The sequence below is a fragment of the Agrobacterium vacciniicorymbosi genome, assembly GCF_040427045.1.
In the GTDB taxonomy this organism is placed as follows: Bacteria; Pseudomonadota; Alphaproteobacteria; order Rhizobiales; family Rhizobiaceae; genus Agrobacterium.
Genome location: NZ_JBETMF010000006.1, coordinates 1 through 17,338, shown reverse-complemented (window position 1 = coordinate 17,338; position 17,338 = coordinate 1). Strand labels below are relative to the sequence as shown.

The 17,338-nt window shown below is 56.1% G+C and carries 15 protein-coding genes; 10 read left to right on the top strand and 5 right to left on the bottom strand.

Annotated elements, in window-relative coordinates; genetic code table 11:
* Positions 1-244 precede the first annotated feature (244 nt).
* The 5 genes from ABUK73_RS10855 (at position 245) to ABUK73_RS10835 (ending at position 4,777) form a co-directional block, all read left to right on the top strand.
* Entirely contained in the window at positions 245-1,114 is an 870-nt protein-coding gene (locus tag ABUK73_RS10855) for a hypothetical protein (RefSeq protein ID WP_353577301.1), read from the top strand.
* 147 nt (positions 1,115-1,261) lie between these two features.
* A complete protein-coding gene (locus ABUK73_RS10850) occupies positions 1,262-1,810 on the top strand; it encodes an acyltransferase (protein ID WP_353577300.1) in 549 nt (182 codons plus the stop codon).
* Between the two features lie 98 nt (positions 1,811-1,908).
* Entirely contained in the window at positions 1,909-2,733 is an 825-nt protein-coding gene (locus tag ABUK73_RS10845; RefSeq protein ID WP_353577299.1) for a glycosyltransferase family 2 protein, read from the top strand.
* Positions 2,730-3,758, top strand: coding sequence for a glycosyltransferase (locus ABUK73_RS10840; protein WP_353577298.1), 1,029 nt, complete (start codon positions 2,730-2,732; stop codon positions 3,756-3,758). The genes ABUK73_RS10845 and ABUK73_RS10840 overlap by 4 nt, the downstream gene beginning before the upstream one ends.
* Positions 3,755-4,777, top strand: a complete 1,023-nt coding sequence (locus tag ABUK73_RS10835) for a glycosyltransferase (RefSeq protein ID WP_353577297.1) — start codon at positions 3,755-3,757, stop codon at positions 4,775-4,777. The genes ABUK73_RS10840 and ABUK73_RS10835 overlap by 4 nt, the downstream gene beginning before the upstream one ends.
* On the opposite strand, the gene ABUK73_RS10830 is transcribed toward ABUK73_RS10835, so the two are convergent.
* Both ABUK73_RS10830 and greA read right to left on the bottom strand, forming a co-directional pair.
* Entirely contained in the window at positions 4,761-5,819 is a 1,059-nt protein-coding gene (locus ABUK73_RS10830; protein WP_353577296.1) for a glycosyltransferase family 4 protein, read from the bottom strand. The two genes, ABUK73_RS10835 and ABUK73_RS10830, sit on opposite strands and share 17 nt — an antisense overlap.
* A 31-nt stretch (positions 5,820-5,850) precedes the next feature.
* Complete coding sequence (greA, locus tag ABUK73_RS10825) at positions 5,851-6,327, bottom strand: transcription elongation factor GreA (protein WP_113088573.1); 477 nt, start codon at positions 6,325-6,327, stop codon at positions 5,851-5,853.
* Positions 6,328-6,547: 220 nt separating this feature from the next.
* Between greA and ABUK73_RS10820 the strand changes: the two genes are divergently transcribed.
* Together ABUK73_RS10820 and ABUK73_RS10815 are read left to right on the top strand one after the other, a co-directional pair.
* Entirely contained in the window at positions 6,548-7,780 is a 1,233-nt protein-coding gene (locus ABUK73_RS10820) for a putative DNA modification/repair radical SAM protein (RefSeq protein WP_062448955.1), read from the top strand.
* Complete coding sequence (locus tag ABUK73_RS10815; RefSeq protein ID WP_353577295.1) at positions 7,780-9,270, top strand: UdgX family uracil-DNA binding protein; 1,491 nt, start codon at positions 7,780-7,782, stop codon at positions 9,268-9,270. The genes ABUK73_RS10820 and ABUK73_RS10815 overlap by 1 nt, the downstream gene beginning before the upstream one ends.
* Here the strand turns inward: ABUK73_RS10815 and ABUK73_RS10810 are convergent.
* Complete coding sequence (locus ABUK73_RS10810) at positions 9,256-10,200, bottom strand: LysR family transcriptional regulator (RefSeq protein WP_353577294.1); 945 nt, start codon at positions 10,198-10,200, stop codon at positions 9,256-9,258. The two genes, ABUK73_RS10815 and ABUK73_RS10810, sit on opposite strands and share 15 nt — an antisense overlap.
* Positions 10,201-10,294: 94 nt before the next feature.
* Between ABUK73_RS10810 and ABUK73_RS10805 the strand changes: the two genes are divergently transcribed.
* A complete protein-coding gene (locus ABUK73_RS10805) occupies positions 10,295-11,176 on the top strand; it encodes an aldo/keto reductase family oxidoreductase (RefSeq protein ID WP_353577293.1) in 882 nt (293 codons plus the stop codon).
* A 70-nt stretch (positions 11,177-11,246) separates the two neighbouring features.
* On the opposite strand, the gene carB is transcribed toward ABUK73_RS10805, so the two are convergent.
* The gene (gene carB / locus ABUK73_RS10800; RefSeq protein ID WP_353577292.1) at positions 11,247-14,735 is read right to left on the bottom strand and encodes a carbamoyl-phosphate synthase large subunit; all 3,489 of its coding nucleotides are present in this window, start codon (positions 14,733-14,735) and stop codon (positions 11,247-11,249) included.
* A gap of 262 nt (positions 14,736-14,997) precedes the next feature.
* Between carB and ABUK73_RS10795 the strand changes: the two genes are divergently transcribed.
* Both ABUK73_RS10795 and ypfJ read left to right on the top strand, forming a co-directional pair.
* A complete protein-coding gene (locus tag ABUK73_RS10795) occupies positions 14,998-15,666 on the top strand; it encodes a glutathione S-transferase family protein (RefSeq protein ID WP_353577291.1) in 669 nt (222 codons plus the stop codon).
* Between the two features lie 71 nt (positions 15,667-15,737).
* A complete protein-coding gene (gene ypfJ, locus ABUK73_RS10790; RefSeq protein ID WP_353577290.1) occupies positions 15,738-16,640 on the top strand; it encodes a KPN_02809 family neutral zinc metallopeptidase in 903 nt (300 codons plus the stop codon).
* A 45-nt stretch (positions 16,641-16,685) separates the two neighbouring features.
* Here ypfJ and ABUK73_RS10785 read toward each other — a convergent pair whose 3' ends face one another.
* On the bottom strand, positions 16,686-17,165 hold the full coding sequence (locus ABUK73_RS10785; RefSeq protein ID WP_353577519.1) for a DUF2938 domain-containing protein: 480 nt from the start codon (positions 17,163-17,165) through the stop codon (positions 16,686-16,688).
* Positions 17,166-17,338: the final 173 nt, after the last annotated feature.

The window sequence follows — 17,338 nt, the reverse complement described above, 5'->3', positions numbered from 1 at the left end:
TCGATATGGGTTGCGAATTTTATGTAATGTCTCTTTATCTAAAGGACATATGTGTTTCAACGGAGCAACTCGTCCCGTTTGTTGTCCAAGGCGGGTCTTTCATCTAAGGAAGGTAGCTCGCTGGCGTCGCCAATCCAGCATTCTAAGTCGGCACAATCATCCTATGTATCTCGCAGTACGGGGCGTTCTTGGAGGTTTTTTCTAAATGATAATATTCGCGTTCCACTATAATAGGGGTGAATATTTGGAAAATCTTGTTCGTTCAATCGACAAACACTTTAACGCTCCGCTTGTTATTATAGATGATGGTAGTACTGATCAGTTGTCCGTTCAGGTTCTGGAGCGCTTGTCTAAGAAATATGAAGTGGTAATTAAGCCTGTTTCTGCTGGCGAGGATCGAGTCACGGGTGGTTTACATGCGAATATGCAGTGGGCACTCTCTCTTGCTGCCGAGCGCGGTGTCAAGCTTGCACTTATGGTGCAGGAAGATATGCAGTTGGTGCGCAATGTTGTCTCAAACGACCTCGAAGTGGTGTTGCGCGGCTTCGATCAACCTCACTCATCCTTTGTTATACAGACGTGTTTTTTAAAAGCTAATCGAGCAAAACGCGTCGATGACGGCACAATGCTTGAAGTTGCGCCGGGTCTTTACGAACGTAGTAAAACTGAATCAGGGATACGTGGAGGCAAGTGTTTCGCATATTCTGACACCGGATTTTTCTCGGTTCCTTTATTCCAAAAATATATGGGTGACCTTAGGACCGGCGAACGAGCAAATGAGATTGCTGCGGATGAGAAGGGTTTGCGGTTACGTTTCATGGCCGACCCATTCATGCACTTTTTGCCGCTGCCAAGCGATAGGTCTCGACGTGTGAGGCGCTGGCAAGATCAAGTAGCCGACAGATTAGCAGGAGCGGCCATTCATCCAATTCGTTCCTTATCCGATGAGGAAGCCTCACTCTTCACCAATAGGGACAAACGGATTCTGCCTTACGCCGAGGATTTTTTGGACGTTCCCACCATGCCCCAATCTGAATACTGGTCCTTGAGAGCAGGCCGATCTAATCTGCATGCTCGAGGTGGATGGCGACGAATTATAGCCCGACTTTTGTGAAAGGCATCTCTCCAAAAAAGTGGGTTGTAGAACTTCTATCTATTTGGGATGTCGATTTCTGCAGGTGATTACCATATATGATTTGGGTTGATTTGATAATTGCGGACGCGCAATCCAGTTAAATGTATGATAAAGGCACGATAGCAAATGCGACCAAACGATTTGTTTCCTATTTGGTTTTGGGCCCGCTCTTTCGGAAAAATTACGATTGGATCTAAGTGCCGCATCGAGCCCGGCGCTATTCTCGATATGAGAGAAGGCGGCAGGATCAAGGCCGGATCAAAATGCCGAATTCGTCGCGGCGCGATGCTTATCCCTTATGGCGGCGATATCATCATTGGGAACGACTTCAGTTTAAACCCTTATTCGGTGCTGTACGGGCAGGGTGGTCTAAAGATTGGTAATGACGTTCGCATTGCTGCAGGATGCGTTGTCATCCCGTCCAACCATATTTTTAGCGACGCTAACAAACCAATAAGATTACAAAAAATCAGCAAGCTAGGAATCGTGATTGAAGACGATGTTTGGATAGGAGCCAATGTTACGGTTTTGGACGGATCTCACATTTCAAAAGGCTGCGTTATTGCTGCCGGGGCCGTTGTCAGAGGGCGCACAGAGCCTTATGGCATTTATGGAGGTGTTCCAGCGAAGTTGATTAAGATGCGTGGTAGTGATGCGGATGCAATTGTTACCTGATTCATTGCTTTTCTCTTTCCTCTTTAATCACGCTGGTTCCAAAGCGACCTACACCTGAAATTTCCGAACCAGGTTAAAAGTGCAACGAATCAATGGAAATGAGCGTATTGTTACCCTGCTCCGCATTCATCATCTGCCTCAATGAAGAGGCCTATCTTGGCAATTGCATTGAGAGTCTTGAAGGTTTCCCCGAGATCGTGATTGTCGATTCCGGCTCTGTGGATGGAACGCCTGCTCTGGTGCAATCCTACATCGACAAGGGCTGGCCGATCCGGTTCATGCATGAGCCCTGGCGAGGGTACGCCGGGCAGAAGCAGTTTGCGCTGGAGCAGTGCAGCCAGCCTTGGTGCCTGAATATCGATGCCGATGAGCGACTGGATGCGGCTTTACGTGCAGCTTTGCCTGAATTGCTTTCTGCACCGGAGACTGTTGTCGGCTGGAAGGTGGCGCGCAGGCCTTATCTCATTGGTTATGGCTACACGCCTGAAAACGTGCGCGAGCGGAAGAACCTTCGGCTCGTCCGAAATGGCAAGGGCGGCTATGATCTTGCGCAGAAGGTGCATGAAGGCATCGTCCCTACAGGTGAGGTCAGGTCATCTGAAAAGGGGAGCCTGTTGCACTATCGGCCGCTCATCATCGATGAGCAAATTCTGAAAGAGAATAAATACTCGACCCTGAAGGCTGATCAGCAATTTGCGGAAGGCCGCAACGCGAAGCTTTCGAAACTTCTGTTTTCGCCCTGGCTCTATTTTCTGCGGCTCTATTTCAAAAACGGTTTGTGGCGCTGCGGTGTACCCGGCTTCATCGAAGCGGCAACAGGCGGCATTTACGCATTTCTCACCCAAGCGAAAATCCATCAGCGTCACGCGTTGAAACGTCGGCCCAATGTCGATGACATGGAGCGTGGAAGGACAAAAATATGAAGGTTCTGCATATTCATTTTGGAAAAGACGGCGGTGCGGAGCGCTTTTTTGTAAACCTCGTCGATGCTTTGGGCGAGCGGGGAGTTGAGCAACGAGTCTTAATTCGTCCTGACCGCAGTTGGAAGGCGGCAATCGAGCGACGCGCTACCGTCTATGAGGGCGTGTTTCGTCGTATTTCCCTGTCGCGCTTCGTGCTGGCTTGGCGGATGCGTCGAATACTTAAGGAATTCAAACCCGATGTGATCATGACGTGGCAATTGCGCGCAAGCCGCTTCATGCCGAACGTAAAGACAGCACTTCGCATTTCTCGATTGGGAGATTATCCAGAGCATCTCGGTTACTATCGGAATTCGGAAGTTCTCGTCTGCATCACGCCTGACATGGCGGATAGTGTGAAGCGATTGGGCTGGACGCGACGCATTGAAGTGATACCCAATTTCAGCAATGCAACGCCCATTCCTCCGATCTCTCGCAGCGCTCTCGATACCCCGGAAAAGGCCTTCGTCGTCGTTGCCATGGGCCGGTTTGTAAAGCGCAAGGGGTTCGGACATCTCATCCAGTCCGTCAAAAATATAGAGGGCGCTTATCTCTGGCTTTTGGGTGATGGTCCAGAGCGGGAAGAGTTGGTTAAGCTGGTCGAAGAGCTAGGCCTGCAAGAGCGAGTGAAGCTTCCGGGATGGAAGACGGATGCTTATGCTTATCTGGCGGCTGCGGATGTTTTTGCTATCACATCCCTACATGAGCCACTTGGAAATGTTTGTTTTGAAGGTTGGGGTGCCGGAAAGCCGACCGTCGCTTTTCGAGCTGAAGGGCCCTCGTTCGTGATGACAAACGAGGTTGATGCCTTGATGGTCGATTGCGCGGATGAGGTTGGCTTGACGAATGCCCTTACCCGTCTGCGGGACGATCCGGAACTTCGTGAAAAACTGGTGGAAGGCGGGCACGCAACGACACGCGCCCGTTTTTCCAAAGAAGCAATCACAGCCTCTTACATGAAGCTGTTTGAAGAGGCAGCAAACACGTGAAAGTCTGCCATTTTCATTTCGGCAAAGACGGCGGCGCAGAACGCTTTTTCGTTCATCTCGTCAACGCGTTTGCGAAACGGGGGCTCGAGCAGAGCTGCGTCATCCGTAAAAATCGTGTGTGGCGGAAGGACATTGAGGCCGTTGCAAATATTACAGAGAGTAATTTCCGTAATCTTTCATTGGACAGAATCCTACTTCCCATAAAAGTTCGTTCCATGGCTCAATCTCTCAAGCCTGATGCGATCATGTCATGGGCGCCGCGTGCCAGCGAGCTGATGCCGAATTACAAAGGCTGCATCAAGCTTTCGCGCCTGGGCGATTACCCCACCAAGCTGGATTACTTCAAGAATACAGACATTCTGGTTTGCAACACGCCGGGCATTGCCGAGCATGTCAAGGCCATTGGATGGACGCGCGGTGTGGAGGTCATTTCCAACTTCACCAGCACGCAGACGATTGTGCCGATTGCGAGGACTGAGCTGGATACGCCGCAGGATGCGCCGGTGGTTATGTCCATGGGGCGTTTTGTGAAGCGGAAAGGGTTTCACACACTGATCGATGCCGTCGCTGGGTTACCGGGTGTATATCTGTGGCTGGCGGGTGATGGGGAAGAGCGGGAAAGTCTGGAGGCGCAGGTCGATGCGCGCGGCATGCGCGACCGTGTTCGCTTCATCGGCTGGAAAGATGAGACGCGACCCTATGTCTCCGCTGCCGACATCTTCGTCATGCCTTCCAGCCACGAGCCGCTTGGTAACGTCATCCTCGAAGCCTGGGCCCAAAAAAAGCCTGTGGTGTCTTCGAAGTCCGAGGGGCCGATGTGGTTTATGCGGGATGGAGAAAATGGCCTGCTGGCAGAGATCGGCGAAGCGGAGAGTTTTGCCGGTGCCATCGGCAATCTGCTGAGTGATCAGGCGCTTTCTCAGCGTGTTGCTGCTGGCGGACATGAAACGCTGATGAGCCAGTTTTCGGAAGAGGCCGTCGCCTCTGCCTATATCGACCTTTTCAAACGGAAGCCTTGACCGCGTCATAAATCCTGCCGAGATTTTCCGCTTCACCTGCAATGGTGAACTTCTCGGCTACATCTTGGCGTGATGCTATTGCCGCTTCCAAGCGCTTTTCATCGTTTTTCAGCCATTTCAAGGCCGAATCGCTCATGGTTGTCAGGTCATCTCGCGCAATAACCTCCCCAGTCTCCCCCTCAACCAACTCCGGAAACGCCCCCACATCCGTCGCGATCACCGGTACGCCTGACGCCATTGCTTCCAGCGGGGTGAGGCCAAAACCTTCCCAGCGTTGGGGGGCGATGAAGAGGTCGAGGGTGCGGTACCATTCGTTGATGTTGGTGTGTTCGCCGACGAAGAGGATGCGGTCTGCGAGACCGGCGGCGCGGACCTTTTCTTTCAGGCCGTTTTCGAATTCCACATGCGGCCCAGTGGCGCGGCCGGCGATGATGGCTTCCCAGTCGGGATTTTGCGGGAGCACGGCGATCATGGCATCGACGAAGAGGTCCGTGCCTTTCTGATGGCGCACTCTGCCGAAGCAGCCGGCGTATTTTTGGTTCGGGTCGAGGCCAAGCGCGCGTTTTGCCTCAGCCTTATCGGCGGGCGGGGAGAAGCGCTCGGTATCAATGCCGTGCATAATGACGGTGCTCGGTACATCCATATAGGAAGCCGTCTTTGCGCTGGTTGCGATGATCGCGTCCATGCGGGAAATCAGGAATTTCGTCCAGCCGCTGTGTTTGCGCTGCGAGGCGGAGGTGAAGACGATCTTCAGCTTCATGCGCAGGATGTCGCGCATGATGATGGCGGGCAGCATTTCAATATTGCGGCGTGCGTGCCAGACGCGTGGCTTCTTATCCGGTCCCAATTGCCATAGCCGCCACAAGTCGCGAAAGCGGACATGTGGCAGGCTTTGCGGCAAACCCGGCCCTATAACGGCAACCTTTTGCCCGAGCCGGTTTTGCACCGGCACGAGCTGGATGATCGTGGATGTCACGCCGGAGAGCCTGCGCTTGAAATTCGGCGCAAGCACCCGGACATCAGCCAAGTCGATATAGGGCAAAATCGGGATCTCGTGAGGGAGGCGCTGGCAATCAGCCCCAGTTGATGGAGAGGATTTCGTAGCCGCGCGAACCGCCGGGGGCATTCACTTCGATGCTGTCGCCAACTTCCTTGCCGATCAGCGCGCGCGCGATGGGCGAGGAGATGGAAATGCGACCCTGCTTGACGTCGGCTTCCTGGTCGCCAACGATCTGGTAGGTCTTCTGTTCGTTGGAATCTTCGTCCACGAGCTTGATGGTGGCACCAAACTTGATGGTTGTGCCGGACATTTTCGACAGGTCGATGACTTCCGCGCGTGCGGTCAGGTCTTCCAGCTCGGCAACGCGGCCTTCATTGTGGCTCTGCGCTTCCTTGGCAGCATGGTACTCGGCGTTTTCAGACAGGTCGCCATGGGCGCGCGCTTCTGCAATAGCCTCGATGATGCGTGGGCGCTCTTCCTGCTGGCGCCAGCGAAGTTCTTCCTGCAGCTTGACGAATCCGCCCTGAGTCATCGGTACTTTTTCTACCATTTTTTCTTCCTTCGCATTCTAACCGCGGTACCCGCAGACACAAAAAGAAACAGGTTCCGGAGCAAAACTACGGAACCAGTCAAAATCACAATTCGGCAGACTATATCAGAAGACCGACGCCAATTGCCAGCAAATTTGAGACTGCCAATTTTCAGCAGACTGGAACTTGATCTTAGCCAAGGATTGACAGTTTGCGCAAGAACATATAGTGAACACACCTATGAAAAAGTCGATAAAAGAGCGGTTGGCAGTCCTTTCCGATGCGGCGAAGTATGATGCGTCCTGCGCCTCCAGTGGCACGACGAAGCGTAATTCGTCCGCATCGGGAGGGCTGGGGTCGACGGAAGGTTCAGGTATTTGCCACGCCTATGCGCCGGATGGCAGGTGCATTTCGCTCCTGAAGATTCTGCTCACCAACTTCTGCATTTATGACTGTGCATACTGCATCAACCGTTCCTCCAGCAATGTGGAGCGGGCGCGTTTTACGGTGGAAGAAGTGGTGTGGCTGACGCTGGAATTTTACCGGCGCAATTATATCGAGGGCCTGTTTCTGTCGTCCGGTATCATTCGCTCGTCGGACCATACGATGGAAGAACTCGTGCGGGTGGCGAGGGAGTTACGCGTCACGCACGGCTTCCGGGGCTATATCCATCTCAAGTCCATTCCCGAAGCCTCGGCGCGGCTGGTGGAGGAGGCGGGACTTTATGCAGACCGCCTGTCGATCAACATCGAGTTGCCAACGGATAGCGGCATCGGACAGTTTGCGCCGGAAAAGCAGCCGGGAAACATCCGCAAGTCCATGGCTGATATTCGTCTGAAGATCGAAGAAGCGGGTGAACCGACGGTTCAGACGAAGCGGGTCAGGAAGTTTGCGCCTGCGGGCCAAAGCACACAGATGATCGTGGGTGCCGATGGTGCCAATGATAGCACCATCCTCAACACCAGCGCGCGCCTTTATGGCAGCTACGGTTTGCGACGCGTCTATTATTCCGCTTTCAGCCCCATTCCTGATTCGTCCAAAAACCTGCCGCTCATCAAGCCGCCTTTGATGCGCGAGCATCGGCTCTATCAGGCCGATTGGCTGTATCGATTCTATGGCTTCGATATCGCAGAAATCGCCTCTACCCAGAAGGACGGCATGCTGGATCTGGATATTGATCCGAAGTTGGCTTGGGCGCTGGCGAACCGGCAGAGCTTTCCTGTCGATGTGAACAAGGCGGAGCGCGAAACCTTGCTACGGGTTCCAGGGTTCGGCACGAAAACAGTCAATTCCATCCTGTCGTCGCGCCGGTTCAGGCAGTTGCGGCTGGAAGATTTGGCTCGCTTTGGCGTGTCACTGAAAAAGGTCAAGGCCTTCGTCGTGGCGGGCGGATGGTCACCGGGCAAGCTCACGGAGCGACCAGATTTGCGCGCCATGTTTGCGCCGCAGCCTGAACAGCTGTCGTTGCTCTGATGTACAGGGTGTCGCTGGAGGGACGGGGCGATTTTACCGAGTGGCGGGATGCTGCCCGCACGTTTCTCTCTGCCAATGTCTCTCCGCATGAGATCGAGTGGCGGTGCCGCGGCGAAGAAACTGGTCTGCTAGGTTTTGAGGAGGAGAACCTTCCCGCTGCCGTGGACAATGCCACTGGCGTCCAAGTGCCCTCGGCCTTCATGCCGCTGGCGCAAACCATTATTTGCCATAGCGATCCGAAGCGATTTTCGTTGCTCTATCGGCTTTTGTGGCGTCTGGGGCAGGACAGGGCGTTGCTGCAATTCAAGTCTGATCCTGATGTGGCGGAAGCGCGTAAACTAGAGAAATCCGTTCGTCGCGATAGCCACAAGATGACGGCTTTCGTGCGTTTCAAGGAGGTGGCGCTGGCCACGGGTGAGGCGGGCCGGCGACGGTTTATTGCATGGTTCGAGCCAGATCATTTCATCGTGGAGCGAAAGGCTGCGTTTTTCCAGCGGCGTTTTACCGATATGGACTGGCTGATTCTGACGCCGAAAGGCTCGGCTCGCTGGGATGGTGAGGCGCTGGAAACATCGCGGCTGGCAGCTGAGCAGCCGGATTTGTCCGATGAGACGGATGAGCTTTGGCGCACCTATTATGCCAATATTTTCAATCCGGCTCGCTTGAAGATCAAGGCGATGACTGCGGAAATGCCGAAGAAGTATTGGAAGAACCTGCCGGAGGCCGATCTTATTCCAGACCTCATCCTCAACGCTGAGCGACGGGTGCTGGAGATGGGCGCCAAGGCGGCGACCGAGCCGCAGCTCTTCCACCACCGTATTCAGGCCGCAGCAGAAAACAAACTCGCGCCCGCGCTGCCCGATGCCGATACGTTGGAAGGGTTGAGGCATGAGGCGAAAGACTGCACGCTTTGTTCTCTCCACTGCAAGGCAACGCAAACAGTGTTCGGTGAGGGGCCGGCCAATGCGGATGTGATGATTGTCGGCGAGCAGCCGGGCGACTTCGAGGATTTGGCCGGGCGTCCCTTTGTCGGTCCGGCAGGCAAGATGTTCGATCAGGTCTTGGGTGAAACCGGCATGGAGCGCCAGAAACTCTATGTCACCAATGCCGTCAAACATTTCAAATATGAATCGCGCGGCAAAAAGCGCATCCACCAGAGGCCGGATGCGGGCGAGGTGCAGCGCTGCCGCTGGTGGCTGACGCGGGAGATCGATCTGGTCCAGCCCAAGCTCATCGTTGCGATGGGAGCGACCGCAATGTTCGCACTGACGGGTTTGAAAGAAAAGCTGTCGGACCTGCGCGGCAGGCCCATGCCCATGGATGGCGGCAGGATGCTCTTCGTCACGGTGCATCCTTCCTACCTGCTGCGAATACCGGATGAGCAAAGGAAGGCGGAGGAGTTTCAGCGGTTTCGCGAGGATATGCAGGCGGTTCGCAGGCTCATGGAAGCGCGCCAAGAGAGCGAATTGCTTGTATCAGCCGTTGGATAAGGATGGGTTTTGTAGTTTCATATTGGCTTGCTCATTGGCAGCTTTGATGAAATCGATGAAAGCTCGAAGCGGGGCGGGGACCAACCGTCTGCCGGGATAGTAGAGGAACGGGCCGGAAAAGCTCTGCCACCATGGTTCAAGCACTGGCTCCAGCGCACCGCTGTCGAGATAGGGCTGCAACCAGTCTTCGAAAAGCATGGTGATGCCCGTGCCTGCGATGGCGGCATCGACAGCGAGGTCCGTTGCGCCACCTATCCTCACGATCAAAGGCCCGCCGGCATCGATGAGGATCACTTCGCCATCGCGTTCGAATTCCCATGGCGGGATGGTGCCGCTGGCAAACCGGCCCCTGATGCAGGCGTGGCTGAGCAGATCGCGCGGGTGTTGTGGTCTGCCAAAACGGTCGAGATAGGCGGGTGAGGCGGCAGTCGCCAGACGCTGGCTGCGTGGGCCGATGGGAACGGCGATCATGTCCTGCTGGAGGCGCTCATCATAGCGGATGCCTGCATCGCAGCCTGCGGCCAAGATATCCACGAAGTTTTCATCGGTGATGACCTCCAGCTGAATATCGGGATAGGCAGCCAGAAACTGCGACACAAGCGCAGGCAAAACAAGACGGGCTGCGCTGACCGGCACATTCAGCCGCAGTGTACCCGCAGGTTTGTCGCGGAAGCCGTTGACGACATCAAGCGCGGCCTCGACCTCGGTTAATGCGGGCGACAGGCGTGCCAGCAAGCCTTGCCCGGCTTCCGTGGGTGAGACACTGCGGGTGGTGCGATTGAGAAGGCGAACGCCCAGTTCCGTCTCCAGCCTTCGAATAGCTTCACTGAGGCCGGAAGCACTGCTGCTTCTAATTCTCGCCGCCTCACGAAACCCGCCAGCCCGCACCACTGCAACAAAGATGTTCAGATCATCCAGATTGATTTTCATTGTTCATATTCCCGCACAGTCCGTGCTGATCGTACCCCATTATCATACGCGCTGACAGCGTCTATCTTTCCTTCAGATCATCAGGAGAACGATCATGACCAACATCGATAAGGCCGGAACATTTAAACTTGGAAGCCGCAGCGTGAACCGCCTCGGTTACGGCGCCATGCAGCTGGCAGGCCCGGGCGTATTTGGCCCGCCGAAGGATCGTGACGGCGCGCTTGCCGTACTGCGCGCTGCCGTGGAGGCCGGGGTCAACCACATCGATACCAGCGATTTTTACGGGCCGCATGTCACCAATCAGCTGATCCGCGAGGCGCTGCACCCTTACACGGACGATCTCGTCATCGTCACCAAAATCGGTGCCAAGCGTGGCGAGGATAAATCCTGGAACCTTGCATCCTCGCCGGAAGAACTGACCAGTGCGGTGCATGACAATTTGCGCAATCTCGGGCTCGACGTCATGGATGTGGTTAATCTGCGTGTCATGTTCGATGTGCACGGACCGGCAGAAGGCTCCATCGAACCATTGCTGACGCCGCTTGCCGAGTTGCAGCGGCAGGGTCTGATTCGCCACATCGGGCTGAGCAATGTCACGGCCAATCAGGTCGCGGAAGGTCGTAAGATCGCTGAGATCGTCTGCGTTCAGAACATGTACAATCTGGCGCACCGACAGGATGACGCCTTGATCGACAGCTTGGCGAATGATGGCATTGCCTATGTGCCGTTCTTCCCGCTCGGTGGTTTCAGCCCGCTTCAGTCTTCGGCTTTGTCGGATGTTGCGGCGCGTCTGGAGGCGACACCCATGCAGGTTGCCCTTGCATGGCTTTTGCGCCGGGCGCCCAACATCCTGCTGATCCCCGGCACATCCTCCGTTGCCCATCTGCATGAAAATCTGGGTGCTGCAGATCTCGTTCTGTCGGATGAGATCATCACGGAACTAGACGGCGTGGCTGCTGCAAGCGTTGCGAATTAATTTTCGCATGCCGAAAAGACAAAGGGCGCGTCTCAGACGCGCCCTTTCTGTATTCAGGAGATGCTGTCGCTTATGCGAAGTAGCTCTGCAGCGGCTTCACATCCAGGCTGCCGGCCTTCAGCGCCTTGATGGCGAGTGCTGCGGATTCTGCACCGGACATGGTGGTGTAGTAGGGCACCTTCTGCATCAGCGTGGCGCGGCGCAGCGATTTCGAGTCCGAGATCGCCTTGTTGCTGTCGGTGGTGTTGATGACCAGCTGGACCTGACGGTTGCGGATGGCGTCTTCAATGTGCGGACGGCCTTCCTGCACCTTGTTGATCTTTTCGGCATCGATGCCCTGTTCAGCGAGGAAACGCTGGGTTCCGCCGGTTGCCAGTACCTTGAAGCCGATTTCGACCAGATGGCGGATGGCGGGCAGGACGCGTTCCTTGTCTTCATCGCGCACGGAGACGAACACCGCGCCGGAGCGGGGCAGATCGACACCGGCACCAAGCTGCGACTTGGCGAAGGCCAGAGCGAAATCGCTGTCGAGGCCGATGACTTCACCGGTGGAGCGCATTTCCGGTCCCAGTAGAATATCGACGCCGGGGAAGCGGGCAAACGGGAACACGGCTTCCTTGACGGCGATGTGCTTGAGATTGCGCGGATCGGGCTTTTCGCCGTAAGCGGCAATCGCCGCATCCAGCTTTTCGCCGGTCATGATGCGGGCAGCGATCTTGGCAATCGGCGCGCCGATGGTCTTGGCGACGAATGGCACGGTACGTGATGCACGCGGATTGACTTCCAGAACGTAGATCGTGCCGTCCTTGATGGCATATTGCACGTTCATCAGGCCGCCAACATTGAGAGCCTTGGCCATAGCCGTCGTCTGGCGCTCCAGCTCGTCCAGGGTTTCCTTGGAAAGCGAGCGGGATGGCAGCGAGCAGGCGCTGTCGCCGGAGTGAATACCGGCTTCTTCGATGTGCTCCATGATGCCGGAGACGAAGACGTTTTCGCCATCGCACAGCGCATCCACGTCCACTTCGACGGCGTTGGTCAGGTAGCTATCGAACAGCAGCGGGTTCTTGCCCAGCAGCGTGTTGATCTGACCGGTCTTGTCGTTGGGGTAACGCTGCTTGATATCTTCTGGCACCAGGCCCGGAACGGTGTCGAGCAGGTAGGTCTGGAGCTGTCCTTCCGAATGGATGATCTGCATGGCGCGGCCACCCAGAACGTAGGATGGGCGCACGACCAGCGGGAAGCCGATTTCGGAAGCGACCAGGCGGGCCTGTTCGACGGAATAGGCGATGCCGTTGTTCGGCTGGTTGAGGTCCAGCTTCATCAACAGCTTCTGGAACCGGTCACGGTCTTCGGCAAGGTCGATCATGTCGGGTGCTGTGCCGAGGATCGGAATACCGTTCTTTTCCAGTGCTTCAGCGAGCTTGAGCGGTGTCTGGCCGCCGAACTGCACGATAACGCCGACCAGTTCGCCCTTTTCCTGCTCCGCACGCATGATTTCGATCACGTCTTCAGCCGTCAGCGGCTCGAAATAGAGGCGGTCGGAGGTGTCGTAGTCGGTGGAGACGGTTTCCGGGTTGCAGTTGATCATGATGGCTTCAAAGCCTGCATCCTTCAACGCGAAGGCGGCGTGGCAGCAGCAATAGTCGAACTCGATGCCCTGGCCGATACGGTTTGGACCACCGCCCAGAATGACGACCTTCTTGCGGTCGGAAACCTGAGCTTCCGAGCGCAGTTGGCCGACGAATGGCGTCTCGTAGGTGGAGTACATGTAAGCCGTTGGCGAAGCGAATTCGGCAGCGCAGGTATCGATGCGCTTGAATACCGGGCGCACGTTGAGGCTGTTGCGCAGCTCGGCCACTTCCTTCGGACGCTTATTGGTCAGGCTCGCAAGGCGGGCGTCGGAGAAGCCCATGGCTTTCAGCGAACGGAGGTTTTCAGCGTCCTGTGGCAGGCCATGTTCACGAACGCGGGCTTCCATGTCCACAATGGCCTTGAACTGCGCGATGAACCATGGGTCGATCTTGCTGTTTTCATGCACTTCGGCTTCGGACATACCCATGCGCAGCGCCTGTGCGACCATGCGCAGACGATCCGGCGTTGGTGTGCCGATGGCGGCGCGGATGGCGTTCTTGGAGCCTTCGCCGTCCTCGTAGCCCGGTATTTCGATTTCATCGAGACCGGTGAGGCCGGTTTCCAGACCGCGCAGCGCCTTTTGCAGCGATTCGGCAAAGGTACGGCCAATCGCCATGACTTCACCGACCGACTTCATGGCCGTGGTGAGGATGGGTGATGCGCCCGGGAATTTCTCGAAGGCAAAACGCGGGATCTTCGTAACGACATAGTCGATGGATGGTTCGAAGGACGCAGGCGTCGCACCGCCAGTGATGTCGTTGTCCAGCTCGTCCAGCGTATAGCCGACAGCGAGCTTGGCCGCGACCTTGGCAATCGGGAAGCCGGTGGCCTTGGAGGCGAGCGCAGACGAGCGCGAAACGCGCGGGTTCATTTCGATGACGACCAGACGGCCATCCTTCGGATTGACGGCGAACTGCACGTTCGAGCCGCCGGTCTCGACGCCGATTTCGCGAAGAACCGCAATCGATGCGTTGCGCATCATCTGATATTCTTTGTCCGTCAGCGTCAGGGCAGGGGCAACGGTGATCGAGTCGCCGGTGTGCACGCCCATCGGGTCGATGTTTTCGATGGAGCAGATGATGATGCAGTTGTCCGCCTTGTCGCGAACCACTTCCATTTCATATTCCTTCCAGCCGAGAACCGATTCTTCGATCAGCACTTCGGTGGTTGGCGAAGCATCGAGACCGCCGCCGATGATTTCGAAAAATTCCGAGCGGTTATAGGCAATGCCGCCGCCGGTGCCGCCCATGGTGAAGGACGGGCGGATGATGGCGGGAAGGCCGACGACATCGATGGCCTGTGCGGCAATGGCCATGGCGTGGCTGATGTAGCGCTGCTTACGGTCGGTTTCGCCAAGGTTCCACTGGTTTTCGAGGTTGTCGAGCGCCTTGTCGAGTTCAGCACCGGAAAGCTTCGACTTAAGGTCGGCGCGGGCTGCTTCATGGGTCTTGCGGTCGGCGTCCTTGATGTCGGTGGCGTTGGCCAGCATCGACTTCGGGGTTTCCAGACCAATGCGCTTCATGGCTTCGCGGAACAATGCGCGGTCTTCAGCCATGTCGATAGCTTCAGGCTTTGCGCCGATCATCTCGACATTATAGCGATCCAGAACACCCATGCGCTTCAGGGAAAGTGCGGTGTTCAGCGCCGTCTGGCCACCCATGGTGGGCAGCAGCGCGTCCGGGCGTTCCTTGGCGATGATCTTGGCGACGACTTCCGGTGTGATCGGCTCGACGTAAGTGGCGTCGGCCAGACCCGGGTCGGTCATGATGGTGGCAGGATTGGAGTTGACGAGGATGACGCGGTAGCCTTCCTCTTTCAGCGCCTTACAGGCCTGCGTGCCGGAGTAATCAAATTCACATGCCTGACCGATGACAATCGGTCCAGCGCCGATGATAAGGATGGACTTGATATCTTGGCGCTTCGGCATGGCTCTCGTTCCGCTTTTCGTGTTGCGCAAAAAAAACCGGCCAAGGTGATGGATCACCGGTCGGGGCGCGCAATTCAAATCTTTTCAGGCTAGAAGCGGCTTATAGGCAAATGTTTTGTTGAACGGAACCCCGAATCTTCGCTTTCTGACAGGAAAGTTGGCTCCATATATAACTGTGTTGCCAGCTGATCCTTTCGGGTCTTAAAAACGTATAGATATTTGAATGCATTAAGTTTGTTTCCACAAGGAAGAGCAGGCCCTCATGATTACTGTCCATTATCTCGAAAATTCCCGCGCGCACCGCATTCTTTGGCTGCTCGAAGAACTCGGCCTTGATTATGAGGTGAAGACATACAAGCGCGGGCCGGACATGCGGGCACCGAAAGACCTCAAGGCCGTGCATCCGCTGGGCAAGTCTCCGGTCATCGAAGATGGCGGCAAGATTTACGCCGAAAGCGGCGCGATCATCGAATATCTGCTCGATACATATGGCAAGGGAGCTTTCAGGCCGGAGCAGGGAACGGACGCCTATCGGCGTTATGTCTATTGGCTGCATTATGCGGAAGGCTCGGCCATGCCGCTGCTGTTGCTGAAGCTGTTGTTTTCGCGCATTCCCGGTCAGGTTCCGTTCTTCCTGCGGCCTGTGGCAAACATGATTTCGCAGGGCGTGGCCAGCAAGCTGGTCGATCCGCAGCTGGCCGACCACACCGCCTATTGGGAAAGCGAGCTTGCGAAAGACGGCCTGTTCGCGGGCAGTGAACTGACGGGCGCAGACATCGCCATGAGCTTTCCGGTAGAGGCGGCCATGAGCCGCGTGGACGGTGCAAAAGCACATCCTGCTATCCGCCGCTTTCTTGAGACCATCCGGGCGCGGCCAGCTTACCAGCGCGCGCTTCAAAAGGGCGGAGCCTATATCTACTCAAACAGCTAACCCGGAAATGCTCTAGCCGGAACGCTTTCGAGACTATAGCGTTTAGCAAGGCACTGAAGGGGAGACTGAATATGCAGTGGAGAGGGCGACGCCAATCCGACAATATTGAAGACAGACGCGGCATGTCATCCGGTGGCATGGGCGGCGGTGGTTTTCGTCTGCCCACCGGCGGTGGGCGTGGCGGCGGCATAGGTATCGGTGGACTTGTCGTGATCCTGCTGATCAGCTGGGCGCTGGGCATCAATCCGCTGACGCTGCTATCAGGCGGCGATGTCTCCATGGATGGCGGCACCAGCAACCAGCAGACGACGGGCACACGTCCGCAGGGCCAGTCCAGCGATGAGACGACTGCCTTCGTGCGGACCGTGCTGGCGGAAACCGAGGACACCTGGGGCAAGATATTCAGCTCCGCCGGTGAGACCTATGAAAAGCCGACACTGGTGCTGTTTGCAGGTCAGGTTCGCTCGGCCTGTGGCAATGCCTCTTCCGCCAGCGGCCCGTTCTATTGCCCGGTTGACCGAAAGGTCTATCTGGATACGGATTTCTTCCGCGAACTGGACAGGCGCTTCGGCGCATCTGGTGACTTCGCACAGGCCTATGTGATTGCCCATGAAGTCGGTCATCACGTCCAGAACCTGACGGGCGTGCTGCCGGAGTTCAATCGCCAGCGCCAGTCCATGGGCGAGACGGAAGCCAACAAGATGTCGGTGCGCGTCGAATTGCAGGCGGATTGCTATGCCGGCATCTGGGGCAAGTCCACGCAGCAGAAGGGCATTCTGGAAACCGGCGATCTGGAAGAAGCGCTGAACGCCGCGCACCAGATCGGTGACGATACGTTGCAGAAGAAGTCCCAGGGCTATGTCGTGCCCGACAGTTTCAACCACGGTACATCTGCCCAGCGTGCAGAGTGGTTCAAGCGCGGTTTCGACAGCGGACGGCTTGAGGATTGCGATACGTTTTCGGCTGATATCTAATTAATTGATCAAGACGCAGAAGAGGGGGCAAAAGCTCCCTTTTTTTCAGCGAATGATCAGCGCTGTCACGAACATCCCAAGCGCAAAAATCGTGTGTGCTACAAGGTTCAGGGCGCGCACCTTGTTCGGGTTGGGTGTCTTGGACGCTGCCCAGCCTATGCCAAGCCCGGGCTGGAGCAGAAACCAGCCTGCACCCACCGTCACGATACCGACGATCCATGGCAAAACAAAAGACGGCGCGGCAAACCATCCCTGCGGCACAATCAGCGCCAGAATAATTCCGTAAACAATGCCGACTGCATAATGTGATATCCAGCCGAAAGCCACCTCGTGCTCGTAGGGTGCAGCCTTGGCGATGGTGTCATGGAACACCTTGCCCTTTGGCAAATGCCAGAACCAGCGCCCCACAGGTCCCCAATTTGCAGCCGGTTGTTTAAACAGTCGATTGAGGATGATGGCCCAGACATCCATGAAAACGGTGCCGCCAATGCCCATCACTATACCGCGCCAGACGATTTCCCACAGCATGACGTTCTCCATCCGACTCACAATTGCTTCCCGGTAAGGTGTCGGCTTTTGATCGTGTCTACAAGATGGCTTTGAGGGCCGCAAACTCACCGCCGTCATCAACTCTGTTGCATTAAGTCGTCTCTGAGCCTTGCGTTTATAGTTATGATAATTTTCCGCATGGTTGCGGC